A 22,412-nucleotide genomic window follows, 5' to 3' on the forward strand; every position below is an offset into this window, starting at 1 on the left:
GCGAACAGCGCCGGGGCTAGAACGAAACGTCCGCCCGTTGGCGCGACCACAGCACCGACTGGTGCCCGCTCATGCGTTTCCAGGCCACCCGGATCGCCTCGATGTCGGCGCTGCGCGCGGGCGTGTCCTCGTGCAGCACCACCAACACCTTGGCGCGCTGGCGCTCGGGCGCGGCGGCGCCGCGGAACAGCCACTGGCCATAGCCCTCGAACACGGTCAGGCCGTCGGGAAAGCGCGGCGTGACTTCGCGGTCGAGGAAGGCGCGCCATTGCGCCTCGTCGATCCGGGTCTGGTCCTGGCCTTCGGTGCCGACGCTGAAGTAGAGCTCGCTGCGGATCCAGGCCTGCGCCGCGGCCGGGCGCGCGGCATCGCCGTGCAGGGCGGGATCGACGGTCGCCGGCGCGACGCTGGCGCAGGCGCTCAGGGCTAGGCACAGGGACAGCAGCAGGCCGTGACGTGGCATGGTCGGGCGCTCCGGGGCGGTCGCTGCATGGTTGCCGGGCCGGCGGGGCGGCGCAAGGGTGGAGGCGATGTTGGTGGGTGTCGCATCGTGCTTGTAGCGAGGTGTCGCGCCTCGCGACGAACTTGCACGGTAAAAAAGCAAACCCCCCTCAATCCCCCTTTTTCAAAGGGGGAGGACCGGTGGCGGCGCTGCTATTCCGGGGTTCGCTAGAGGGTTCCAAAGTGTGGAGGCACCGGGCTTTGCACCCTCCTTTGGAAAAGGGTGGAGCCGTAGGGTTACAAACCGCAGGTTTGTGCGCGAGTGAACGCCGGCAGGCTATGCCTGTCGGCCGGGCGGGTTGGGAGGATTTGCTATTCGGGCGTTGGTCGGCCTGCGCTGCGCTGGCAAGGCTTCAATCGAGAAAACGCGCGCGCTGCTCCGGTGTCGGCAGCAGGCAGTGTTCGTAACGGCCGAACCAGCGATAACGATTGCGCGCGATCAGGCGATAGAGCGGATCGCGCAGCGCGCGCGGCAGCCAGCGCAGGATCGCCGCGAGGCGCCAGACGCCGCCCAGACCGACCAGCACGCGCGCGATCGCGTCAGTGTCGATCCAGGCCTGCCCGCCCTCGATCAACAGGAACGACATCGGATCGTCCGGATCCAGTCCGTGCGCGGACAGCAAGGCACGGCCCTGCTCGCCCTGCATCGCCGCGAATCGGTAGCGCTGTTGGCGATCGTGGCGCAGCAGGAAGCGCACCCAGCCGTTGCACAGCGCGCACACGCCGTCGAACACGATGATCGCGTCGTGGCGCGGGCCGCGATCCTGCGTCGTCGTCGCGCGCTCGCGGGTCTCAGGCGACATCCAGCCAGCCCCGGTAGTGCACCAACAACCCCGCCAGCGGCAAGGCCGCGCGCACGTCGAAGCGATAGCGCCCTTCGCGCTCGGACTCGCTCGCGCTCACGCCGTCGAACCAGCGCGCCGGCAGCGGCAAACCCAGCGCGTGCACGCGCGCGACGCGCCAGCGCACCGCGGCGTCCTCCACGTCCAGGGCGAAGCCGAAACGCACCAGGCCCAGGCGTTCGCACAGCAAGCCGTCCTGCGCCCACAGGCGCGAGGGCATGTCGTGGCCGGCGAAACGGCGCAGCCAGCGTTCGGATTCGGGGCTGGCGACGATCTCCACTTCGATCGCGTCGCGGGTGGCCGGCGGCAAGCGCGTCGCCCAGGCGCACAGACGCGATAGCCAGCCGGTGCCGCGCTCGGATTCGACTTGGCCGCGATAGCGGTGCAGGCCGGCGCGTTCGTGCAAGGCACGCACGCTCGGCGGTAAAGCGTCGTAGCGCGCGCCCAGCAGTTGCCGATACAGCGAAACCGCGGCGACGCTCATCCGATTGGGCCCCGAGCCGAGCGCCCGTCGGGTCGACGCGCCCGTCGCATCCATCGGCACGCGCACGAAGATCCGGCGTGGACAGCGCGCGCCATTCGCTTCAATCCAGACCGCGCAGCGCGGGCGGCACCGCGTACTCGCGGCCGTCGTAATACAGGCGTTCGCGGCTTTTGTGCGCGGGGCTTTCGACGTTCGAACACTGCCCGTCGCTTGCTTGTTCGTTGCGATGGGCGCTGGCGCTGCTGGCCACCAGCAGGCCGGCGTAACCGTGATCGCGCTTGGCGTCGATGGCGACGGTGCGCTGCACGCTTTCGAACTCGCCCGCGCACTGCGTGTCCCATTCGCCGCGATCCAGCGCGACCTGCAGCCGGCTCAGCACCGGACGCAGGCGGGCGCCGTCGGGCACGTACAGGCTCAAGGAGGTGCTGCTGTAGGGATTGGCGCGCGAGGCGCCGGTGTAGCTCACGCGCAAGCCGAAGGCGGTGGTGCGCTCGTCGAGGCGGTAGCGCGCGGTGTCCAGGCTCAGGCCGCTGACCCGGATCGCGTCGGAGTCCAGCGCATTGGCCTCGCGGTAGCGCTGCAGGATTCGGGGGTGCGCGGAGTCGGCGACCAGCAGCTCCAGATCGGCCGGTTCCACCTCGAGGTCGGTGGCGGCTTCGTGTTGCAGCTTGAACGCCAGCAGGGTCTTGTCCGGCGCGGCCGGCCAGACCTTGCAGACCACCTCGCCGAGGTTGATCCAGCGCGCGGGCGATTCCGGCAGGCGCAACAGTTCGCCGTTGTCGCCGGTTTCGCCTTGCGCGCCGGGATAGGCGGCCTGGAGCAGCTCGTAGACGCGCGACTGGCAGTCGGCGGCCATCGCCGGCAGCGGCGCGGCCATCGACAAGAGAGACAGCAGCAGGCAACGGCGGGCGGCGCGCATCACGTCATCCATATCAGGCTGGCCATGCGCCCGCCGCGTTGGTCGCGGCGGTGCGAATAGAAGCGTTTCGGGTCGGAGATCGTGCTCAGCCCGCCGCCATACACCCGGGCGGAATCCAGGCCGGCCGCGACCAGGCGGCGGCGCGCGAGCGCGTACAGATCGACGCGCCAATGTTCGGCGCGGGTGGCGACGAAGGCCTCGGTGGCACCGGGGTCCTGGGCGACGAAGGCTTCGAAGACCTCGGCGCCGATCTCGTAATCCCGCGGGCCCGCCGCCGGTCCCAACCAGGCGCGCAGCCGCGCCGGCGGCGTGCGCAGGGCCGCGACCGTGACTTCGAGCACGCCCGCGGCCAAACCGCGCCAGCCCGCGTGCGCGGCGCCCACTTCGCTGCCGTCGTCGGCCGCGAACAGCACCGGCAGACAGTCGGCGGTGAGGATGGCGAGCACGCAGCCGGGCGTGGCGGTCACCGAGGCGTCGGCCTCGGGTTCGTCGGCGCTGGAATCCGCCTCGCCCTCGAAGCGCGCCACCTCGACGCCATGCACCTGACGCAGCCAGCGCGGCGGCGACGGCAGCGCTGCGTGTTCGATCAGCGCGGCGCGGTTGCGCAGCACCGCATCGGTCTCGTCGCCGGCGCGCAGGCCGAGGTTGAAGCGGTCGAACGGCGGCGCCGATACGCCCGGCCCCGTGCGCAGCGTGGTGAAGCCGCGCACGTTGGCCGGCGCGGGCCAGTCGGCTTGCAGCCAGGCGTCGCCGTCGCGCATGGCTCAGCGCGCCTTTTCGGCGGCCGCGACGGTGTCGTCGTGCAGGGTCTTGATCAGCGCGCGCATGTCCGCCGGCACCGGCGCGCTGCAACGCACCGGTTCGCCGGTCACCGGATGCACGAACTCCAGGGTTTCGGCGTGCAGGGCCTGGCGGCGGAAACCGCGCAGGGCCTCGATCAACTCGGGGGTGGCGCCGCGCGGCAGCTTGAGCGGGCCGCCGTACAGCGGATCGCCGATGATCGGGTGCTTGAGGTGGGCCATGTGCACGCGGATCTGGTGGGTGCGCCCGGTCTCGAGCCGGCACTCCAGCAGGGTGTGGGCGCGGAAGCGCTCGCGCAGGCGGTAGTGGGTGACCGCGTCGCGGCCGTCCTCGCGCACCGCCATGCGGATGCGATCGCGCGGATGGCGGTCGATCGGGGCGTTAGCAGTGCCGCCGGAGACCAGCGCGCCCACCACCACGGCCAGGTACTGGCGGTGCACCTCGCGCGAGGACAACTGCTCGACCAGGGCGGTGTGCGCCGGCAGGGTGCGCGCCACCACCATCACGCCCGAGGTGTCCTTGTCGAGGCGGTGGACGATGCCGGCGCGCGGCAGCGCAGCCAGGCCGGGGTCGCGGTGCAGCAGGGCGTTGACCAGGGTGCCGGCCGGATTGCCGGCGCCCGGGTGCACGACCAGGCCGGCCGGCTTGTCGATCACGATCACGTGCTCGTCTTCGTACAGCACGTCCAGCGCGATGTCCTCGGGCTCGGAATGGGTCTGGATGTCGAGCACGGCGGTCAGGGTGACGGTCTCGCCGCCGCGCACCGGATCGCGCGGGCGGACTTCGCGGCCGTCGAGGCGGGCATCGCCGGACTTGATCCAGGCGGCCAGCCGGGAACGCGAATAGTCCGGGAACAGCTCGGCCAGGACCGCGTCGAATCGGCGCCCGGCGGCGCTGTCGGGCACGGTGGCCTGGAGGGGGTTTACGGACTCGTTCATCGGATGGGCAGGATTCAGGGGCTGGGCGCGGGGACTGCTATTATCGGCGCTTCGTGCCTCCGGCGCCCGCGAACCCTGCCATGACCCTTCGTTTCGCCCGTTCACACCGTCTCGTCCGACTGCTGTCCCTGCTGCTGATCGTGGTCCTCGCCGGTACTGGCTGCGGCCGGTTGGGCAAGATGTTCAAGGACAAGGACGCGGACGAGGGCCAGCCGGTGGAGGCGTTGTACGACAAGGCCCACACCTCGATGACCAACGGCAACTGGGCCGCCGCCGAGAGCACCTTCAAGCGTCTGGTCGCCCAGTACCCCTATGGCCCCTACACCGAACAGGCCCTGGTCGAGACCGCCTACGCCCAGTTCAAGTCCGGCAAGCACGACGACGCGATCAGCAGCATCGACCGCTTCATCCGTACCTACCCGACCCACCGCTACGCCTCCTACATGTACTACCTGCGCGGCCTGGTGAACTCCAGCCGCGACACGGTGTTCCTGCAGCGCGTGTGGCGCCTGGACTCCAGCCGCCGCGACCTGGCCACGCCGATGCAGGCCTACAACGACTTCTCGATCGTGGCCGATCGCTATCCGAACAGCCGCTACGCCGCCGATGCGCGCCAGCGCATGATGGCGCTGCGCGACACCTTCTCGCGCCACGAGCTCGACGTCGCCCTGTACTACCTGCGCCGCACCGCCTATGTGGCCGCGGCCGAGCGCGCCAAGTACCTGCTCGAGACCTACCCGCAGAGCAAGTACCAGAACGACGCCGTCGCCACCCTGGCCGTGGCCTACGCCGGCCTGGGCAACGAGACCCTGGCCGCCGACGCCAAGCGCGTGCTGCAGCAGAACGACCCCAACCACCCGTATCTGCAGAGTGGCGAGTGGCCGGACTATCCGGGCAACTGGCGCAAGCTCAACCCGTTCGCGGGCGAGAAGTCGGCGCTGGACAACCAGGACCGCAAGGCGAACTAAGCCTGCGACCGCGCCGGGATACGACAGACGCCGCCTTCGGGCGGCGTCTGCGTTTGCGGGGTGTGGTGGGCGGATTCGGGATCGTCGCGCCGACGGCTTTGGCAGCATGGCGCTGAAGTCACTGGATCCCCGCCTTCGCGGGGATGACGAGCAAAAGAGAAAGACCTCCCCAACCCGCCGACAGCGCGGTTGCTGGGGTGCTGCGCGTCGCTCTGTCGTCTACGCGCGGCCCGTAGGATGCGGTGAACCGTAGGCGAACCGCATCGCGCGTCGGCGCGTTTACATGCGCTGCACGCCCAACACCACGTTGAGGCGGCGCACCTTGCGCATCACATCGGCGAGGTGGCGGCGGTCGCCGACCTCGATCGAGAAACGCATGATCGCGATGTTGGAGTCGCGCTCCAGGTACTCGACGCGGTCGATGTTGGACTCGGCCTCGGCGATCGCCGCGGCGACCTGGGCCAGCGCGCCGGGGCGGTTGTCGACCTCGATGCGCAGCGCGGCGCCGAAATCGCCGCTGACCTGGCGGTCCCAACCGATCGCGACCCAGCGGTCGGGCGACTTGCGGTAGTCGGCGACGTTGGGACAGTCCAGGCGGTGCACCACGATGCCCTTGCCGGCGGTGTGGTAGCCCATGATTTCGTCGCCGGGCAAGGGCAGACAACAGTTGGCGAAGCTGATCACGCCGCGCTCGGCGCCGGTGATCAGGATCTTGTCCTCGGTCATGCGCGGGCGGTCGATCGCGCGACCGCGCGGCTTGCCCGGGGTCTCGCGCGCGAGCGCCAGCGCGACCTGGTTGGGCATGCGGTTGCCCAGGGCGATGTCGGCCAGCAGGGCCTCCAGGCGCGGGTAGCGGCTCTCGCCCAGATAGGCTTCCAGCCGCAGCGCCGGCACCCGGTCCAGCGAGGTCTCCAGCGCTTCCAGCGCGCGGTCGAGCATGCGGTGGCCGAGTTGGACCGCATCCTCGTGTTCGAGCTGCTTGAGCTGCTGGCGGATCGAGGTGCGGGCCTTGCCCGAAACCACGAACTCCAGCCACTGCGGCTTCGGCGTCGAGGACTTGGCGGTGATGATCTCCACGCGCTGGCCGCTGGCCAGCTTGGTGCGCAACGGCACCAGCTTGCCGTCGACGCGCGCGGCGACCGCGCGGTTGCCGACGTCGGTGTGCACGGCGTAGGCGAAATCCAGCGCGGTCGAATTGCGCGGCAGCGAGAGGATGTCGCCCTTGGGCGTGAACAGGTAGACCTCGTCCGGGAACAGGTCGACCTTGACGTTCTCCAGGAACTCCAGCGAGGAACCGGTCGAACGCTGCGACTCGACCAGGCTGGCGATCCAGCTGTGGGCGCGGGTCTGGGCGCTGTTGGGGCCTTCCCCGCCGTGCTTGTAGGACCAGTGCGCGGCGATGCCGCGCTCGGCGATCAGGTCCATCTCCTCGGTGCGGATCTGCACCTCCACCGGCGAGCCGTAGGGGCCGAACAGCACGGTGTGCAGCGACTGGTAGCCGTTGGCCTTGGGGATGGCGATGAAGTCGCGGAAGCGCGAGTCCAGCGGTTTATAGGCCGAATGCACCACGCCCAGCGCGTGATAACAGTCCGGCACGCTCTTGACCACGACGCGGAAGCCGAACACGTCCATGACCTGGGTGAAGCTTTTATGCTCGTGGTGCATCTTGGTGTAGATGCTCCACGGCGATTTGACCCGGCTGATCAGGCGGTGCTGCAGTTTTTCCTTGGCCAGGCGCTGGGCCAGGTGCGCCTCGATCTGCACCAGCGATTCGCGCCGCACCACCGGCTGGGTGCGGATGCGCTTCTCGATCACCGCGTGGCGCCAGGGATGCAGGGCGCGGAAGCCCAGGTCCTGCAGCTCGGCCTTGATCAGGTTCATGCCCAGGCGCTGCGCGATCGGCGCGTAGATCTCCAGGGTTTCCAGGGCGATGCGCTCGCGCGCCTCGGCGCTCTGCGCGCCCAGGGTGCGCATGTTGTGCAGGCGGTCGGCGAGCTTGATCAGGATCACGCGCAGGTCGCGCGCCATCGCCAGCAGCATCTTGCGGAAGCTCTCCGCGGCCGCTTCCTGACGGTCGCGGAACTGCAGCTTGTCCAGCTTGGTGACGCCGTCGACCAGCTCGGCCACGGTCTCGCCGAACTCGGTCGCCAGGCTCTCGCGGGTCAGCGGTGTGTCTTCGATGGTGTCGTGCAGGATCGCCGCGATCAGGGTCTCGACGTCCAGGCCCTGGTCGGCCAGCACCTTGGCCACCGCCACCGGATGGGTGATGTAGGGCTCGCCCGACTTGCGGGTCTGGCCGGCGTGCGCGGCGGCGCCGATCGCCCAGGCGCGCCGCAATACCTGGCGCTGCGCCTCGGGCAGGTAATGCGCGGATTGCTCGAACTCGCGCACATAGTCCGGCAGGTCCGCGTCGTCGTGGGCGGGAACCGGATAGGACTGCAGCGCGGGCTCGGCGGGGGTCATAAGGGCAATCTACGCGGGCGGCGGCGCGGCTTGCAACGCGGTCGCATGCGAATCCGCCGCCGGAAACATGAATATGGTGGCGATTATCGGAATCCGTATGTGGAAGGCCGGTATTCCGGGGCTAAGGGAAGGCCCGTTCGCGGCGGCCGCGACTGCACTCCCCTGCTTCCTGCGGGAGCGGCGTAAGCCGCGATCGCGCGGTCCCGACCCGGGATTCAATCGCGGCTTACGCCGCTCCCACATCAAGCCCCGAAACCGACGCCACAGCCGCCAAGGCGCCGCAATCGCATCCGCATACGAAAACGGCCCCGCCGAGGCGGAGCCGTTGGTCTCGCGGGCGCGGCCCTGAGGCCGCGGCCGGATTCAGTCGTCGCCCTTGGACAGGTCGTCGTCGGCGACCACTTCGGCGGCGGCCCATTCCAGCGCCTCGCGCTCCTTGCGCTCGCGCTCGGACTTCTCGACCGCGTCGATGTATTCGGGGTTGATCTGGCGCGCGGCGATCTCGCGCAGCGCCAACACGGTCGGCTTGTCGTTGGCTTCGCTGTTGTCCAGCTGCGGCTCGACGCCGTTGGCCAGCTGACGGGCGCGCTTGGCGGCCAGCATGACGAGTTCGAAGCGGTTATCGACCACTTCCAGGCAATCTTCGACGGTAATGCGGGCCATGGGGCTCCTGGCGGCCGGTGCGGCCGTCTTTACAGCGGATGGGGACCGGGAAGTTTAGCCCCGCCCGCGGTCCAGAGCAAGATTCGGGCCCTTTCAGCAATAAGAATCAATCACTTAACCACGCCACAGCGGTGCGGCGATTGTAGGAGCGGCGCAAGCCGGGACCGCGCCCATGGGCTACGGCGTCACTACGGGTAGGTCCAGGGACCGCCGGGTCGCGGCTCACGCCGCTCCTACCCCAAGGCGGAAAGGCCGGCCTACCTCTCTCAGCCCTCGTCGGCGAGCAGGGCGGTGATCAGGCGCGAATGGCGCGCCACCTGCGGATCGCGGCGCAGCCGGCTGGCGACGAAGATCGCGCACATCTCGTCGACCGCGGTGTCGAAGTGCTCGTTGACGATCACGTAGTCGAATTCGCCGTAATGCGACATCTCCTCGCGCGCGGCCGCGAGCCGCTGCTGGATGACTTCCTCGCTGTCCTGCCCGCGCGTGCGCATGCGCGATTCCAGGGCCTGGCGCGACGGCGGCAGGATGAACACGCTGACCGCGCCGGGCACCTTGTTGCGGACCTGGCGCGCGCCCTGCCAGTCGATCTCCAGCAGCACGTCGCGGCCACTGGACAGCTGCGGCTCCACCGATTGGCGCGCGGTGCCCTTCCAATCGCCGTGCACGCGCGCGTGCTCGAAAAAGTCGCCCGCCTCGACCATGCCCTCGAACTCCTCGGCGCTGACGAAGTGGTAGTGCTCGGCGTGGCGCTCGCCCGGCCGCGGCTGGCGCGAGGTGAACGAGATCGACAGGCTGATATTCGGATCGCGGGCCAGCACCGCGTTGACGATGCTGGATTTTCCGGCGCCCGACGGGGCTGCGACGATGTAGAGGGTTCCGCGCATTAGGCTGGGATTCGTGATTGGGGATTCGGGATTAGCAACAGCAAACCAGCAGCGGGATCAGAGCGTTCGGCCGATTCGCGATGGCTTTGGCCAATCTCGAATCCCCAATCCCGAATCCCGGCCCTATTCGATGTTCTGGATCTGCTCGCGGACCTGATCGATCAGCACCTTCAGCTCCACCGCCGCCGCCGAACTGCGCGCGTCGACCGACTTGGAACCCAGGGTGTTGGCCTCGCGGTTGAATTCCTGCAGCAGGAAATCCAGCCGGCGACCGACCGCCTCGCGCAGCTTGAGCACGCGGCGGGCTTCGGCGACATGGGAATCGAGCCGATCCAGCTCCTCGTCCACGTCCAGCTTTTGCAGCCACAGCACCAGTTCCTGCTCGACCCGGCCCTGATCGAAACCGCCGACGCCGCTGGACTGCGCCAGATCGGCCAAACGCGCCTCCAGCTTGGTGCGCTGACCGGTGCGGATGCCCGGCATCATGCCGCGCACGTCGGCGGCGATCGCGGCGATGCCGTCGACGCGCTCGGCGATCACCGTCGCCAGCTTGGCGCCCTCGCGCTCGCGCGCGGCCAGGAATTCGTCCAGCACGCCGTCCAGCAGATCCAGCGCGGCGGCCTGCAGCGCGGCCTGGTCGGTGGCCGGGGTCTGCAGCACGCCCGGGAACTGCAGCAGGTCGGTGAGTTCGGTGCGCAGGCCGGGGAAGCGCGCCTGCAGGTCGATCGCCAGATCGCCCAGTTCGCGCAGGCGGCTGGGGTTGAGCTGCAGCGCGGCGGCGCCCTCGGGCGCGCGCAGGCGCAGCACGAAATCGAGCTTGCCGCGGCTGACGCGGCTGGCGATGCGTTCGCGCAGCGCCGGTTCCAGCGCGCGCAGCTCGTCGGGCAGGCGCAGGCCCAGCTCCAGGAAGCGGTGATTGACCGAGCGCAGCTCGCAGCCGAGCGTGCCCCATTCGGTGACGCGTTCGCCGCTGGCGAAGGCGGTCATGCTGCGGATCATGCGGTGGTCCAAGGCCTACAGGGAGCGAATGGTAAACTCGCCGGCCACCAAAACGGTAACTCATGGCCATGACCGGCACTTCCGCCGCCCCCACCGACGCCTTCGCGCGTCCCAGCGGGCGCACGCCCGGGCAGATGCGCGAAGTCCGCATCGAACGCGCTTATACCGCCCACGCCGAAGGCTCGGTGCTGGTCAGCTTCGGCCAGACCCGCGTGCTGTGCACCGCCAGCGTCGAAAACAAGGTGCCGGCCTTCCTGCGCGGCAAGGGCGAAGGCTGGGTCACCGCCGAGTACGGCATGCTGCCGCGCGCCACCCACACCCGCAGCGACCGCGAGGCCGCGCGCGGCAAGCAGGGCGGGCGCACCCTGGAAATCCAGCGCCTGATCGGCCGCGCCCTGCGCGCCTGCATCGACCGCAAGGCCCTGGGCGAGCGCACCATCACCCTGGACTGCGACGTGCTGCAGGCCGACGGCGGCACCCGCACCGCCGCGATCACCGGCGCCTACGTGGCCCTGGTCGACGCGGTGCGCTGGCTGCAGGCGCGCCGCGAGATCGCCAAGGACCCGATCTTCGGTGCGGTCGCGGCGGTCTCGGTCGGCGTCTACCGCGGCGTGCCGGTGCTGGACCTGGACTACGCCGAGGACAGCGACTGCGACACCGACATGAACGTGGTCATGAACGACGGCGGCGGCTTCATCGAGCTGCAGGGCACCGCCGAGGGCCATGCGTTCCGGCGCGAGGAACTCGACGGCCTGCTAGGCCTGGCCGAGGCCGGCATCGCCGAACTGATCCAGCACCAGCGCGACGCCCTGGCGCGATGAGCGAGACGGCGATGCGACGCACACTGGGCAGCCTCACCCTGGTCGTGCGCGACTACGACGAGGCGATCGCCTACTACACCGGTGCGCTCGGCTTCGTCCTGCTCGAAGATATCGACCAGGGCGGCGGCAAGCGTTGGGTGCGGGTGTCGCCCTCGCCGGGGAATGAGACCGCCCTGCTGCTGGCCCAGGCCGTCGGCGACGAGCAGCAGGCCGCGATCGGACACCAGACCGGCGGCCGGGTCGGCTTCTTCCTGCACACCGACGACTTCGCCCGCGACCACGCCGCGATGAGCGCGCAGGGCGTGCGCTTCATGGAGGCGCCGCGCCACGAGGCCTACGGCACTGTGGCGGTGTTCGAGGACCTGTACGGCAACCGCTGGGATCTGTTGGAGCTGAAGCGATGAAACTGGTGCTGGCCAGCAGCAATCCAGGCAAGTTGGTGGAACTGCGCGAACTGCTGGCCGACACCGGCATAGAACTGGTCGCGCAGAGCGATCTGGGCGTGGAAGACGCCGAGGAAACCGCCAGCACCTTCGTCGAGAACGCGCTGCTCAAGGCGCGCCACGCCTGCGCGATCACCGGGCTGCCGGCGCTGGCGGACGATTCGGGCATCTGCGTCGACGCCCTGGGCGGCGCGCCGGGCCTGTATTCGGCGCGCTATTCGGGCGTGCACGGCGACGCCCAGGCCAATATCGACAAACTGCTGCTGGCGATGAAGGACGTGCCCGAAGGCCAGCGCGCCGCGCATTTCTACGCGGTGATCGTGCTGCTGCGCCATCCCGGCGATCCGCAGCCGATCATCGCCGAGGGCGTGTGGCCGGGCCGGATCATCGACCAGCGCCGCGGCACCGGCGGTTTCGGCTACAACCCGGTGTTCCTGGACCCCGACTACGGCCTGACCGCGGCCGAGATGGACACCGAGCTGAAGAATCGCCTCAGCCACCGCGGCCGCGCCCTGGCCGCGCTGCGCGAGAAGTTGCTCGACGCGATACGTTAAGCACCATTCCGCGTTGCGCTGGCGGCTTTGCCCGCGGATCGACGCGCAGGTAGGCGCAGCGACCCTGTCCCGGCGCCGCCTCGGCCGCGTCGCGGTGCATGCAGGCGCGGCCAGTAAGGCCCGGCGCCGGAACGCGGCAGGCGTCACCGGCCGACGAACGCCACCCGCGTATCCTCTTCGCCAGCGCGCGGCTGCCCCGGGCCGACGCGTCCGCCCCATCCCACCGACCCGATCCGCATGCCGCCTTCCTTCCCGTTCCGCCCCGCCGCGCTGGCCCTGACCGGCGCGCTGCTCCTGACCGCCTGCAGCTCCCTGGACGGCCTGTCGCCGCTGACCTGCAGCCGCAACGAGATCCGCGAACAGGGCGACGCCACGCCCGCGCAGCGCCGCTACGCGTTCCCGTTCCGGATCGAGTACGAACAGGACGGCCGCCGCGGGGTGGTCGAAAACAGCCTGATCTGCGTTTATCGCGGCCGCGAGTACCTGGGCGACTGCGACAACGCCAACCGCTGGAGCATGTCCCTGGCCCAAGGCCGCGGCCTGTACGTGGGCCTGGGCGCGCCGCGCAAGGACCGCCAGGTCGCCTACGACCCCGGCGATTGCGAACTGCTGGTCAACCATGGCCAGGACCAGCCCTCCTACGTGGCGATCGGCCCGGACGCCGGCGAAGCCGACGACGCGGCCCTGCTGGATGCGCTGTCGATGCGCCGCGACTACGGCATCCGCATCGTCGACTACCGCATCGACCTCGGCGCGCGCCAGCCGCGCGCCGCCCGCTAAGCCGATGCTGTCGCTGCCGCCCCTGTCGCTGTACGTGCACCTGCCCTGGTGCGTGCGCAAATGCCCCTACTGCGACTTCAACTCGCACGAGGGCCGCGGCCCGCTGCCGTTCGCGGACTACGTCGACGCCCTGCTCGCCGACCTGGATCACGACCTGCCCCTGGTCTGGGGCCGCACCGTGCAGACCGTTTTCTTCGGCGGCGGCACGCCCAGCCTGTTCCCGCCCGAGGCCATCGACCGTTTCCTCCAGGCTGCGAGCGCGCGTCTGCGCTTCGCGCCGGGCTGCGAGATCACGCTGGAAACCAACCCCGGCACCGCCGAACACGGCCGCTTCGAGCTCTACCGCGGCGCCGGCGTGAACCGCCTGAGTTTCGGCATCCAGAGCTTCGACGACGGCTGCCTGCGCCGCCTCGGCCGCATCCACGACAGCGGCGAGGCCGAAGCGGCGGTCAAGCTGGCCCAGGACGCCGGCTACGACAACCTCAATCTCGACCTGATGTACGCCCTGCCCGAGCAAAGCCTGGCCATGGCCGAGCGCGACCTGGAGCGCGCGTTCGCGCTGCAGCCCGCGCACGTCTCGCACTACCAGCTCACTCTGGAGCCGAACACGGTGTTCGCCGCGCGCCCGCCGCAGGGCATCCCCGACGACGACGGCGCCTGGGACATGCAGGAGCATTGCCAGGCCCTGTTGGCCGCGCACGGCTACGCCCAGTACGAAGTCAGCGCCTACGCGCGCCCGGGCCGGCGCTGCGCGCACAACGTCAATTACTGGCGCTACGGCGATTACCTGGGCATCGGCGCCGGCGCCCACGGCAAGATCACCCTGGGCGCCGAGCAGGCGGTGCTGCGGCGCTGGAAGCTCAAGCATCCGACCCAGTACCTGGCCCGCGCCGGCAGCGCCGAGGCGATCGGCGGCGACGACCGGATCGGGCCGGAGCGGCGCCCGTTCGAGTTCATGCTCAACGCGCTGCGCCTGGTCGAGGGCTTCGCCCTGAGCGATTTCGAGGCCCGCACCGGCCTGCCCGAGGCCAGCATCGCCGCGCCGCTGCAGGCCGCCTACGCCCAGGGCTGGCTGGAGCGCGACGGCGCGCGCGTGCGCCCGACCGAGCTGGGCCGGCGCTACACCAACGACGTGATCGCGCTGTTCCTGGAGGACTGAGCGCCCGCAACCGCGCGCGTTTCGCGCGCCCGCCGTGCTGTCCCGCAGCATGGCGCCCGACTGTCGTCCAACGCGCGCTGGCCGCGCCTGCCGCCGGCCCGCGTTCGAATCGGTGGTCGCTCCATTCCGGCCGCTTGGCCGCGACAGGGCTGGCGGGTCTCAAGGGGGCGTGATTAGATCGCCCGATTCGGTATTGGTGAGTCCTGCATGTCCGCGACGTTCGAACCGCTAGGCAAATCGTTTCCGCGGCCCACGCTGGCCTCCGCGGCGATGCCCAAGCGCGTGCGGCGGGTGCTGGAGCATCTGTACGCCCTGGTCTCCGACGAAATGGCGCGGGCGCTGGACCTGATGCTGATCGAGTACGAGCAGCAGCTGTTCCGCCAGGCCGATCAGGCGCGCAACCCCAGCCTGCAGTCGGTGCACCTGGAAACTCTGCGCCTGGTGCGCTTGAACCGGGTCGACCTAGTGCCGCGCTACCTGGTCGGGCTGGAAACCGCGCTGACCAAGGTGCGCGAGCCGGTGGTGGCCGCCGAGGATCAGCAAGCCCTGCCGACCTTCCGCGACCTGCGCCTGGTCGACGATCGCGAAATCGACGAACACACCGCCCTGCGCACGATCGCGACCCGCCAGGAAACGCGCGCCGGCCTGCCGCTGATGCTGCTGGGCCAGCGCTTCGGCGTGCTCGCCGGCGCACCCGCCTACGACGCCGAGCGCCTGCCGCTGGGCCCGCACAGTCTGGGCCGGATCCTGGCCGAGGCCTGCTCGGTGCTGCAGATCGGCCAGGAAGCCAAGCTCGACCTGTACCGGATCTACGACGTGCAAGTGATGGCCGGCTACGCGCAACTGGTCGAAACCATGAATGCCCTGCTGGCGCGCGAGAACGTGCTGCCCAGCCTGTCGTTCGTGCCGATCCGCGCCCGCCCGACCGCGCAGAACGTCGAGCGCGGCGAAGACCCGCGCAGCGCGCGCGAGGACGGCAGCCGCGGGCCGCGCGGCGCGCGCCCGTACACCGCCTGGACCGGCCAGACCGACGTCGCCGCGATCGCGGCCGGCGGCGACGAGGGCGGCGACTACGCCTCGCTGCAGCAACTGCTGTCCGGGCGCCGCGACCTGCTCGGCAAACTGCGCCCCGGCGCGCAGCCTGCCGCGCGCCCGCCGCTGCCCACCGACGACCTCATCGACGCCCTGCGCGCGCTCCAGGCCACGCCCGCGCAGGCCGCGCCGCCGCAGCGCAGCGTCTCCGACCTGCGCCAGACCCTGCTCGCCCAGGCCCGCCAGCAACGCGGCGAGGCCGCGACCCTGTCGCGCGAAGACAGCGACGCTTTCGAGCTGCTGGACCTGTTCTACGGCGAGATCGAGCGCGAACTGCGCGGTGACGCCGCCACCACCGGCCTGCTCGGGCGTTTGCAGGTGCCGCTGCTGCGCCTGGCGCTGCAGGACCGCGCCTTCTTCGTGCGCAGCCAGCATCCGGCGCGCCAGTTGTTGAACGCGGTCGCCGAAGCCGGCGCCAGCTGGATTCCGAAGGAGGAATCCGATCCCCAGCTCAACGAGCAACTGCGGCGCGCGGTCGATCATGTGGTCGAGCACTACGACGGCGACGCCACGGTGTTCGAGGCGGCCAACCAGAGCCTGCAGGACCATCTGCGCACGATGGCGCGCAAGGCCGAAGTCGCCGAACGTCGCCACGTCGAAGCCGCGCGCGGCAAAGAAAAACTGGAGATGGCCAAGCAGCAGGCCGGCGAGGCGATCCAGTCCGCGGTGCACGGCCAGGCCCTGCCCAAGTTCGTGCAGGCGCTGCTGACCCAGGCCTGGTCCGACGTGTTGACCCTGACCCTGCTGCGCCACGGCGAAGAATCGGACGAATGGCGGCGCCAGGTCGAGGCGACCCGCCAGATCGTCGCCGCCAACGTGGTCGGCGCCAGCGAACGGGCGCCCGGCGGACTGGACGGCGATATCGAACACGCCCTGACCTTGGTCGGCTACCACGCCGACGAGGCCAACGCGATTTCGCGCCAGCTCACCGTCGGCGCCACGGCCGCCAACGACGACGTGGCCTCGCGCACCGAGCTGGCGATGAAGCTCAAGGCGCGCGCGCGCCTGGGCGAGGACAACAGCGCGGTCAAGCGCGACCTGCCGCCGCGCGGCGAGCAGGAACAGATCTGCTGGGAGCACATCCGCACCCTGCCCTTCGGCACCTGGTTCGAATTCGTGGTCAATCAGCAGGGCGATGCGGTGCGCAGACGACTGTCGTGGTTCAGCACCGTCACCGACAACGCGCTGTTCGTGAACCAGCGCGGCCAACGCATCGGCGAGCAGTCGCTGGACAGCCTGGCGCGGATGATGGCGCAGGGCCAGGCGCGCGTGGTCACCGCCGAGAAGGGCCGTCTGGTCGATCGGGCCTGGAACGCGGCCCTAGGCGTGCTGCGCGGCTTCGTCGGCGGCCAGAAGACCGAGGAGGCGCAGGCATGAGCGAGGAATTCCGCCGCGTGCGCCGACGCCGGGTGCAGGACACCGTGCAGGTCGTGGACACCATGACCGACGTGGTGATCGGTCAACTCAGCAATCTGTCCGAGACCGGCATGCTGCTGATCGCGAACACGCCGCTGGTCGACGACGCGCTGTACCAGCTGCGCTTCAGTCTGCGCGATGCCCCACACCACGCTTCGCCGATCGAAGTCGGCGCGCACCTGCTGTGGCAGGACCGCACCAGCATGCCCGGCCAGACCTGGAGCGGCTTCCGCTTCATCACCATGCTCGAGAGCGAGATGCTGCAGCTGCGGCAGTGGCTGGATTCGCCGGGCGGCACTTATGAGTGAGGCGGGTAAGGCAGGAGTGAGCGGGGAGAAATGAGTAGCGAGCGCGAGGCGCTTGCGACGCGCGCCGTGTTCGATGCGTGGAATGGCGCGACGATGCGGTTCGCCTTCGGCTCACCACATCCTACGTCCGTCGTCCGATTCGGTGGCTTGGCCGGCCCGCCGTAGGGTGCGGTGGCAACCGCACCATCGCCATCCGCCCGAACCGCCGCATCAAGGCGCTCAACGTCGATGGAACGGCACCGGCTCGGGCTGGTGCAGCGCGTAGCCCTGCGCGTAGTCCACGCCCAGCGCGCCCAGCTCCAGCAGGATCTCGTCGCTGGTCACCCACTCGGCGATGATCTTCAAGCCGCGCTGATGGCCGATGTCGGTCACCGCCTTCACGATCGCATGACTCATCGGGTCGGTGAGCAGGTCGCGGATGAAGGCGCCGTCGATCTTGATGATGTCCACCGGCAGATTCTTGAGATAGCCGAACGAGGACATGCCCGCGCCGAAGTCGTCCAGGGCGAAGCGGCAGCCGACCGCGCGCAGGCGCTCGATGAAGCGCGCGACCTGGGCCAGGTTGCGCACCGCCACGGTCTCGGTGATCTCGAAGCAGACCCGCTCGGGTGCGACCGCGTGGCGCTTGAGCAGTTCCAGGATCAGATCGGCCAGGGTCTCGTCCTCGATGCTGGCGCCGGACAGATTGATCGTCGCCGTGCGCAATTGCGCGCCCGAAGGATGCAGGCGGTCGAAATTGGCCAGCGCGGTTTCGATCACCCAGCGATCGATCATCGGCATCAGGCCGTAGCGTTCGGCGGCCGGGATGAAAGCGCCGGGCACCACCAGCCGGCCCTCCTCGTCGCGGAAGCGCAGCAGCAGTTCCAGGTGCAGGCCGGATTCGGCGCTGGGCGACAGCGGCCAGACCTCCTGGTACTTGAGCAGCAGGCGGCCCTCGTCGATCGCCCAGCGCAGGCGGTTGGCCCATTCCATCTCGCTGCGCCGGCGCGCGGCGTTGTCGTCGTGCTCGGAATAGAAATGCACGCGGTTGCGTCCGCTCTCCTTGGCCATGTAGCAGGCGGTGTCGGCCTGCGACAGCAGGTCCTTGAGGGTCACGTTGGGCCGGTCCAGCATCACCCCGCCTATGCTCGCGGTGATGGTGTAGGTGCGCTGCTCCCATACGAACACATAGCCGTCGATGTGCTCGCGCAGGCGTTCGGCGACCAGCGCCGCGCCGGCCTGGTCGTGGACTTCGGTGGCGAGCACGCCGAATTCGTCGCCGCCCAGGCGCGCGAGCACGTCGCCGCCGCGCAGGTGACTGCTCATCATGGTCGCCAACTGGCTCAACAGCTGATCGCCGGCGACGTGGCCGGAGGTGTCGTTGATGAGCTTGAACTGATCCAGGTCGATATACAGCAGCGCGCAAGGCGAACCGCCCGCGGCAACGCCCGCCAGCACGCGCTCGATCCGGCGCTCGAACTCGCGCCGGTTGTAGAGCTCGGTCAGGGTGTCGTGGCTGGCCTGATAGGTCAGCAGTTCGGTGAGCTGGCGCTGCTCGGAAATGTCGGAGGCCACCATCAACAGCCGGGCGCGCCCCTCCAGGACCACGCTGGTGATCGACACGTTGGCCCAGAAGCGATCGCCGTTGACGCTGCGCAGCATCGCCTCGGCGTTGGCGCAGTCGACCAGATCGGCCGCGCGCAGCTTGTCGCGCAGCAGCGCATCCTCGAACAGCTCCGGCAGCGGCACTTCGTACACGGTCTCGCCCAGGCGCGCGCGCGAGGCCTGGTTGGCGTAGGAGATGCGGCCGTCGTCGCGGCGCGCCAGCAGCACCAGCGCCGGTAGCAGTTCGTTGAGCGCGCGGAAGCGCTCCTCGCTCTCGCGGTAGCGCCGGCTCATGCGCGAGCCCAGCTCCAGCGCGAGCCGGCGGGTACGCGCGACCGACCACACCAGCAGGGCCAGCAGCACGCTCGCGAGCAGGCCGGGCAACAGAATCCAGTTGCGCTCGCTGGCCACGTCGGCGATCGGCTGCAACGCGTGCATGCGCACCCGCCAGCGGCGGCCGCCGTAGTCGAGCTGGCGTTCGAAGCGATAGCCGGTGTCCGTCGCCGGCGCCGGGCCGGTCGCGAACAACAGCGCCGCGCCGTCGCTCATGTCGCTGACCTCGACCTGCAGCTCGCGGCGCGCGTCCTCGCTCAGGCTGCCTTCGATCAGTTGCCCGGCATGGAACGAGATCGCGATCGAGCCGCGCATGCGCGCGCGCCGCTGTTGGATATCCAGCGGCGGCGGTCCGGCCGAGAACACCGGCAGGCGCATGGTCACGCCGTCGCGGCGCGGATCGGCCGCGCCCTGCTGGGCCAGGCGGAACGGCGCCGACAGCACCGCCTGGTCGCTATCGCGCGAGCTCAGCACGCCGACCAGGTTGGTCGGTTGCAGATTCACGTCCAGGCCGATCAGGCGCTCGTTGCCGCGCAGCGGCGCGACCAGCTCGGTGATGTAGTGATCGCCGTCCACGCGCGACTCGCGGCGCGAATAGGCCATGGCCTCCAGACTGGGGAAGCGGTCGCGCGGACGCACGTTGGCGTAGAGGTTGGCGTACTCCTCGGCGGTGATCGCGTCCGAGGTCAGGAACAGGGTCTGGACCGAGCGCAGCAGCAGTTCGCAGGACTGCAGGCGGTCGACGATGGCGTGGTAGCCGCGCTCGGCGCTGCTGTCGAGCGCGGCGGTGCGGTCGTCGACCACGCGGCGCTGCTGCGCGCCGCCCAACCACAGGGTCAGGCCGACGCCGAAGGCCAGCGCGAGCAGGCTCCAGGCCCAGGCCGGGATGCCCAGCGGCGCGATCCGCTCGGGCACGCCCCCGCCCGGCGGCTCGGCTGCGCCGCCATAGCGACGAGCGCCGCCCAAGGCGCCGGCCTGCGAGGACGAAGAGACTCCTGATAAATCCCTGGACGTCCCCAAGCGACCCTCCATGATGTCCCACGATCCGGCGATCCTATACCGCGTCGATCTCGTTGAGCTTCGACGTTGCGTTCACAAAGCCTGGGCGTGCCGGTGGCCATCGACGGCACGTGCGAACTGCGTCCGCGCCTCGGGTACCGACACACCTATAAGAAGCCTTACGCAATCAGGGCGATGCGAGCGGCCATCGGCGACGTAGGCGCCGCGATCGTGTCGGCGCGCCGGCTCGATTTTGTGACGTGGGCAGCACGATTTTGTGACGTGGGCGACAGCACGGCGAGCATCGGCGGTGTCTGTGCCACGCTCGCCGGCTGGATAGACCCGGAACGCAGCAGCGATCGGGCCGTAGGTTGCGCTAGGCGGGGCTCATGCTCAGCGGTCGACCTGGATCATCCGCCGAGCGCGGCGCAGGCATCCCAGCCCTGCGGCGTGCCGGCCGTGGAATCGCCGTTGAAGTTCTCGCGTAGCGTCGTCTGCGCCCATTCGTCGGCTTCGCCGCGCTGCGCCGGGCTCAGGCTTGCGCCAGCCAGAGCGAGCTGGCGATCGATCTGGGCGATCCGGAAGCTCTCCGCTCCCAGACGATAGAGTTTGAGATAGCGATAGTGCTGATAGGGGTCGGAGCCGACCAGGCCCGCGAGCATGCTCTGCGCGCCCGGCTCGTAGGCGCTTTGCAGCAAGTCCACCACGCGCCAGTCGCCAGCGGCCAGGCCGCTCTGGATCAGCCGGGTCGCCTGCTGGCGGTAGACGCCCAGCGCGCCGGGCTGCTTGAGCAGGCCGCGCGTGTCGTACAGCGGCCCGCGGCTGAGGTAACAGGCGCGCGCGTCGGCGTCGCCGAGCCGAGCCGCCTGCGCCAGGTTCGCGTTCAAGGTATCGAGTATCTCGTCGCTGACGCCCTCGCACAGCGTCCGTCCCTGGTCGACGTCGCGTTGGCGAATCGCGGCGGTGTCGAGCAAGGCCTGGTAGGTGCGCAACTGCGCCGCGCTCAGATTCTCGGTCTTCTGTTCGGTGAGATCGTGGGTGTTGCGCATCGTCGACCACTCGATCGCGCGCTGGCGGCTGCAACGGTTGAGGTCGCGCAACAGGCGCGCCGCGGCCCGGCCGTCGCCGGCGTTCGCCTGCGCCTGCAGTTGCGCGTACACCGACTTGAGCGGCGCGTCCAAGGGCGGCAGCCGCGCGCCGCGATCGAAGGTCAGCGAGGCCTGGGCGACCATGGCCAGGTTGCTGCCCGGCGCTCCGCCGACCGGCTGCTCGGTCGCCGCGGCCGACACCGGCGGCGCGGGCACGCGCGCGCCTTGGTTGCGGCCGTACAGGTAGGCACCGACGATGGCCGCCAGGGCCAGGACGGCCAGAAACAGTAGTCGATATCGGCTCATGTCGAAGTCTTGCTCGCTGGGGCCGGCACAGGCCCGATTCGGTGGCCGATTCGTAGCGAAACCCGCAACGATGGAAGCCAGAAAGCATTCATTCTTGAGACGTGGCGAATGAGCATGGATCCCAGCCGGGTGCGGTCGAATCGGTGGAGTTGCTGCTGCTGAACTCGTTCTGGAATTTTTCCTGCGCCCACCGATCGGCATCCGCGCGCTGTTCCGGTTGGATCCGCGCGGCCGCCAGCGCCAACTTCCGATCCATGTCGGCGGCGCGGCCGCGTTCCGCGCCGAGGCGGTAGAGCTTGAGGTAGCGGTAGTACTGGACGGCATCCGAACCCAAGGTGCCGGCGAGCATGCCATCCGCGCCAGGCTCATACGAGCGGCGCAGTATGTCCACCACTTTCCAATCGCCCGCGGCCATGCCGGCGTCCACCATCGACTTGACGCTGCTGCGGTACTCCTGGATCCATTCCGGATGACGCATGAGCCCGCGTGCGTCGTAGCCTGGGCCGCTGGCGAGATAGCAGGCGCGCGCATGCGCCTCGCCCAGTTGCGCCGCCCTTTGCAAACTCGACAGTTGCGAATCCAGCATGCCGCGATCGAGCCCGTCGCAGAGCGCGCGGGTCTTCTGGATGGCCTGCTTGTGTGATTCCACCGCCTCCAGTTGCACCCGATAGCGCTCCAAGGCCTGCGCGCTGGTCCCGTCGATCTTGTCGGCCAGGGTCTCGTCCGCTACCCGTGTCAGGAACCATTCCAGATTGTCGAGACCGGCGCAGGTGCGCAGGTCCTGGTACAAGCGCGTGGCCGCCGCGACATCGCCGGCGTCGGCGCGCGAGCGCAGGTCGTTGAAGATCCGCTTCAACGGCACGTCGCGTGACGGCAGCGACGCCATCATCCGGACCGGGTCGATCGATGCGGCATTCGTGCCTGTCTGCGGCCCCCGAGCGGTGGCGATGGACGCAGCCGCCGCCGGTGCCTCCGGGCTCCGGCCTCGCCCCAGGAAGTAGGCGCCGATCAGCGCGGCCAATCCGAACAAGGCGATCAGGATGTAGCGCAATTGCATTCCCGAA

At 69.7% G+C, this 22,412-nt stretch carries 21 protein-coding genes; 8 read left to right on the forward strand and 13 right to left on the reverse strand.

What is annotated here, in order from left to right; genetic code table 11:
• Positions 1–16: 16 nt before the first annotated feature.
• The 6 genes from ASE43_RS13305 to rluD all read right to left on the reverse strand — a co-directional run bounded on the left by ASE43_RS13305 (position 17) and on the right by rluD (position 4,485).
• Positions 17–463 (reverse strand): DUF3574 domain-containing protein, encoded by a 447-nt coding sequence (locus ASE43_RS13305; protein ID WP_057160835.1) that lies wholly within the window; start codon positions 461–463, stop codon positions 17–19.
• 391 nt (positions 464–854) lie between these two features.
• Positions 855–1,304: a thiol-disulfide oxidoreductase DCC family protein gene (locus ASE43_RS13310; RefSeq protein ID WP_057160836.1), complete on the reverse strand. Its 450-nt coding sequence runs from the start codon at positions 1,302–1,304 to the stop codon at positions 855–857.
• Positions 1,294–1,827 (reverse strand): DUF4166 domain-containing protein, encoded by a 534-nt coding sequence (locus tag ASE43_RS13315; RefSeq protein WP_162258793.1) that lies wholly within the window; start codon positions 1,825–1,827, stop codon positions 1,294–1,296. The genes ASE43_RS13310 and ASE43_RS13315 overlap by 11 nt, the downstream gene beginning before the upstream one ends.
• Positions 1,828–1,927: 100 nt before the next feature.
• Positions 1,928–2,746 carry a hypothetical protein gene (locus ASE43_RS13320; protein ID WP_157499919.1) on the reverse strand — a complete coding sequence of 273 codons (819 nt, stop codon included), beginning with the start codon at positions 2,744–2,746 and terminating at the stop codon, positions 1,928–1,930.
• Positions 2,746–3,507: a peptidoglycan editing factor PgeF gene (gene pgeF / locus ASE43_RS13325; RefSeq protein ID WP_057160839.1), complete on the reverse strand. Its 762-nt coding sequence runs from the start codon at positions 3,505–3,507 to the stop codon at positions 2,746–2,748. The genes ASE43_RS13320 and pgeF overlap by 1 nt, the downstream gene beginning before the upstream one ends.
• Positions 3,508–3,510: 3 nt before the next feature.
• On the reverse strand, positions 3,511–4,485 hold the full coding sequence (gene rluD / locus ASE43_RS13330) for a 23S rRNA pseudouridine(1911/1915/1917) synthase RluD (protein WP_056182469.1): 975 nt from the start codon (positions 4,483–4,485) through the stop codon (positions 3,511–3,513).
• A gap of 80 nt (positions 4,486–4,565) precedes the next feature.
• Between rluD and ASE43_RS13335 the strand changes: the two genes are divergently transcribed.
• Positions 4,566–5,453 carry an outer membrane protein assembly factor BamD gene (locus ASE43_RS13335; protein WP_056182472.1) on the forward strand — a complete coding sequence of 296 codons (888 nt, stop codon included), beginning with the start codon at positions 4,566–4,568 and terminating at the stop codon, positions 5,451–5,453.
• Between the two features lie 279 nt (positions 5,454–5,732).
• Here ASE43_RS13335 and ASE43_RS13340 read toward each other — a convergent pair whose 3' ends face one another.
• The 4 genes from ASE43_RS13340 to ASE43_RS13355 all read right to left on the reverse strand — a co-directional run bounded on the left by ASE43_RS13340 (position 5,733) and on the right by ASE43_RS13355 (position 10,465).
• Positions 5,733–7,916 carry a bifunctional (p)ppGpp synthetase/guanosine-3',5'-bis(diphosphate) 3'-pyrophosphohydrolase gene (locus ASE43_RS13340; RefSeq protein WP_057160840.1) on the reverse strand — a complete coding sequence of 728 codons (2,184 nt, stop codon included), beginning with the start codon at positions 7,914–7,916 and terminating at the stop codon, positions 5,733–5,735.
• Between the two features lie 363 nt (positions 7,917–8,279).
• Complete coding sequence (gene rpoZ, locus ASE43_RS13345; protein WP_055900332.1) at positions 8,280–8,579, reverse strand: DNA-directed RNA polymerase subunit omega; 300 nt, start codon at positions 8,577–8,579, stop codon at positions 8,280–8,282.
• Between the two features lie 266 nt (positions 8,580–8,845).
• A complete protein-coding gene (gene gmk, locus ASE43_RS13350) occupies positions 8,846–9,466 on the reverse strand; it encodes a guanylate kinase (protein WP_056182477.1) in 621 nt (206 codons plus the stop codon).
• 123 nt (positions 9,467–9,589) lie between these two features.
• On the reverse strand, positions 9,590–10,465 hold the full coding sequence (locus ASE43_RS13355; RefSeq protein WP_056182480.1) for a YicC/YloC family endoribonuclease: 876 nt from the start codon (positions 10,463–10,465) through the stop codon (positions 9,590–9,592).
• 68 nt (positions 10,466–10,533) lie between these two features.
• Here ASE43_RS13355 and rph point away from each other — a divergent pair, with 68 nt between their 5' ends.
• The 7 genes from rph to ASE43_RS13390 all read left to right on the forward strand — a co-directional run bounded on the left by rph (position 10,534) and on the right by ASE43_RS13390 (position 17,038).
• Positions 10,534–11,286 carry a ribonuclease PH gene (gene rph, locus ASE43_RS13360; RefSeq protein WP_056182608.1) on the forward strand — a complete coding sequence of 251 codons (753 nt, stop codon included), beginning with the start codon at positions 10,534–10,536 and terminating at the stop codon, positions 11,284–11,286.
• Between the two features lie 11 nt (positions 11,287–11,297).
• Positions 11,298–11,690, forward strand: coding sequence for a VOC family protein (locus ASE43_RS13365; RefSeq protein ID WP_056182611.1), 393 nt, complete (start codon positions 11,298–11,300; stop codon positions 11,688–11,690).
• On the forward strand, positions 11,687–12,283 hold the full coding sequence (gene rdgB, locus ASE43_RS13370) for an RdgB/HAM1 family non-canonical purine NTP pyrophosphatase (RefSeq protein WP_056182482.1): 597 nt from the start codon (positions 11,687–11,689) through the stop codon (positions 12,281–12,283). Before ASE43_RS13365 ends, rdgB begins: the two co-directional genes overlap by 4 nt.
• Positions 12,284–12,520: 237 nt before the next feature.
• Positions 12,521–13,063, forward strand: coding sequence for a hypothetical protein (locus ASE43_RS13375; protein WP_057160841.1), 543 nt, complete (start codon positions 12,521–12,523; stop codon positions 13,061–13,063).
• A gap of 4 nt (positions 13,064–13,067) precedes the next feature.
• Positions 13,068–14,222 carry a radical SAM family heme chaperone HemW gene (gene hemW / locus ASE43_RS13380; protein WP_057160842.1) on the forward strand — a complete coding sequence of 385 codons (1,155 nt, stop codon included), beginning with the start codon at positions 13,068–13,070 and terminating at the stop codon, positions 14,220–14,222.
• Between the two features lie 207 nt (positions 14,223–14,429).
• The gene (locus ASE43_RS13385) at positions 14,430–16,691 is read left to right on the forward strand and encodes a DUF1631 domain-containing protein (RefSeq protein WP_056182492.1); all 2,262 of its coding nucleotides are present in this window, start codon (positions 14,430–14,432) and stop codon (positions 16,689–16,691) included.
• Entirely contained in the window at positions 16,688–17,038 is a 351-nt protein-coding gene (locus ASE43_RS13390; RefSeq protein ID WP_056182494.1) for a PilZ domain-containing protein, read from the forward strand. Before ASE43_RS13385 ends, ASE43_RS13390 begins: the two co-directional genes overlap by 4 nt.
• 219 nt (positions 17,039–17,257) lie before the next feature.
• On the opposite strand, the gene ASE43_RS13395 is transcribed toward ASE43_RS13390, so the two are convergent.
• The 3 genes from ASE43_RS13395 to ASE43_RS13405 all read right to left on the reverse strand — a co-directional run bounded on the left by ASE43_RS13395 (position 17,258) and on the right by ASE43_RS13405 (position 22,405).
• Positions 17,258–19,870, reverse strand: a complete 2,613-nt coding sequence (locus ASE43_RS13395) for an EAL domain-containing protein (RefSeq protein ID WP_235568750.1) — start codon at positions 19,868–19,870, stop codon at positions 17,258–17,260.
• Between the two features lie 494 nt (positions 19,871–20,364).
• Positions 20,365–21,348, reverse strand: coding sequence for a hypothetical protein (locus ASE43_RS13400; protein ID WP_056182497.1), 984 nt, complete (start codon positions 21,346–21,348; stop codon positions 20,365–20,367).
• A gap of 88 nt (positions 21,349–21,436) precedes the next feature.
• On the reverse strand, positions 21,437–22,405 hold the full coding sequence (locus ASE43_RS13405) for a hypothetical protein (RefSeq protein ID WP_056182500.1): 969 nt from the start codon (positions 22,403–22,405) through the stop codon (positions 21,437–21,439).
• Positions 22,406–22,412: the final 7 nt, after the last annotated feature.

The organism is Lysobacter sp. Root983 (assembly GCF_001429345.1).
Lineage (GTDB): Bacteria > Pseudomonadota > Gammaproteobacteria > Xanthomonadales > Xanthomonadaceae > Lysobacter.

What these genes read in the sequence shown, in the direction of transcription:
- ASE43_RS13305 (WP_057160835.1), bottom strand. Translation starts at nt 463, where the DNA reads ATGCCACGTCACGGCCTGCTGCTGTCCCTGTGCCTAGCCCTGAGCGCC.
- ASE43_RS13310 (WP_057160836.1), bottom strand. Translation starts at nt 1,304, where the DNA reads ATGTCGCCTGAGACCCGCGAGCGCGCGACGACGACGCAGGATCGCGGC.
- ASE43_RS13315 (WP_162258793.1), bottom strand. Translation starts at nt 1,827, where the DNA reads ATGAGCGTCGCCGCGGTTTCGCTGTATCGGCAACTGCTGGGCGCGCGC.
- ASE43_RS13320 (WP_157499919.1), bottom strand. Translation starts at nt 2,746, where the DNA reads ATGCGCGCCGCCCGCCGTTGCCTGCTGCTGTCTCTCTTGTCGATGGCC.
- pgeF (WP_057160839.1), bottom strand. Translation starts at nt 3,507, where the DNA reads ATGCGCGACGGCGACGCCTGGCTGCAAGCCGACTGGCCCGCGCCGGCC.
- rluD (WP_056182469.1), bottom strand. Translation starts at nt 4,485, where the DNA reads ATGAACGAGTCCGTAAACCCCCTCCAGGCCACCGTGCCCGACAGCGCC.
- ASE43_RS13335 (WP_056182472.1), top strand. Translation starts at nt 4,566, where the DNA reads ATGACCCTTCGTTTCGCCCGTTCACACCGTCTCGTCCGACTGCTGTCC.
- ASE43_RS13340 (WP_057160840.1), bottom strand. Translation starts at nt 7,916, where the DNA reads ATGACCCCCGCCGAGCCCGCGCTGCAGTCCTATCCGGTTCCCGCCCAC.
- rpoZ (WP_055900332.1), bottom strand. Translation starts at nt 8,579, where the DNA reads ATGGCCCGCATTACCGTCGAAGATTGCCTGGAAGTGGTCGATAACCGC.
- gmk (WP_056182477.1), bottom strand. Translation starts at nt 9,466, where the DNA reads ATGCGCGGAACCCTCTACATCGTCGCAGCCCCGTCGGGCGCCGGAAAA.
- ASE43_RS13355 (WP_056182480.1), bottom strand. Translation starts at nt 10,465, where the DNA reads ATGATCCGCAGCATGACCGCCTTCGCCAGCGGCGAACGCGTCACCGAA.
- rph (WP_056182608.1), top strand. Translation starts at nt 10,534, where the DNA reads ATGACCGGCACTTCCGCCGCCCCCACCGACGCCTTCGCGCGTCCCAGC.
- ASE43_RS13365 (WP_056182611.1), top strand. Translation starts at nt 11,298, where the DNA reads ATGCGACGCACACTGGGCAGCCTCACCCTGGTCGTGCGCGACTACGAC.
- rdgB (WP_056182482.1), top strand. Translation starts at nt 11,687, where the DNA reads ATGAAACTGGTGCTGGCCAGCAGCAATCCAGGCAAGTTGGTGGAACTG.
- ASE43_RS13375 (WP_057160841.1), top strand. Translation starts at nt 12,521, where the DNA reads ATGCCGCCTTCCTTCCCGTTCCGCCCCGCCGCGCTGGCCCTGACCGGC.
- hemW (WP_057160842.1), top strand. Translation starts at nt 13,068, where the DNA reads ATGCTGTCGCTGCCGCCCCTGTCGCTGTACGTGCACCTGCCCTGGTGC.
- ASE43_RS13385 (WP_056182492.1), top strand. Translation starts at nt 14,430, where the DNA reads ATGTCCGCGACGTTCGAACCGCTAGGCAAATCGTTTCCGCGGCCCACG.
- ASE43_RS13390 (WP_056182494.1), top strand. Translation starts at nt 16,688, where the DNA reads ATGAGCGAGGAATTCCGCCGCGTGCGCCGACGCCGGGTGCAGGACACC.
- ASE43_RS13400 (WP_056182497.1), bottom strand. Translation starts at nt 21,348, where the DNA reads ATGAGCCGATATCGACTACTGTTTCTGGCCGTCCTGGCCCTGGCGGCC.
- ASE43_RS13405 (WP_056182500.1), bottom strand. Translation starts at nt 22,405, where the DNA reads ATGCAATTGCGCTACATCCTGATCGCCTTGTTCGGATTGGCCGCGCTG.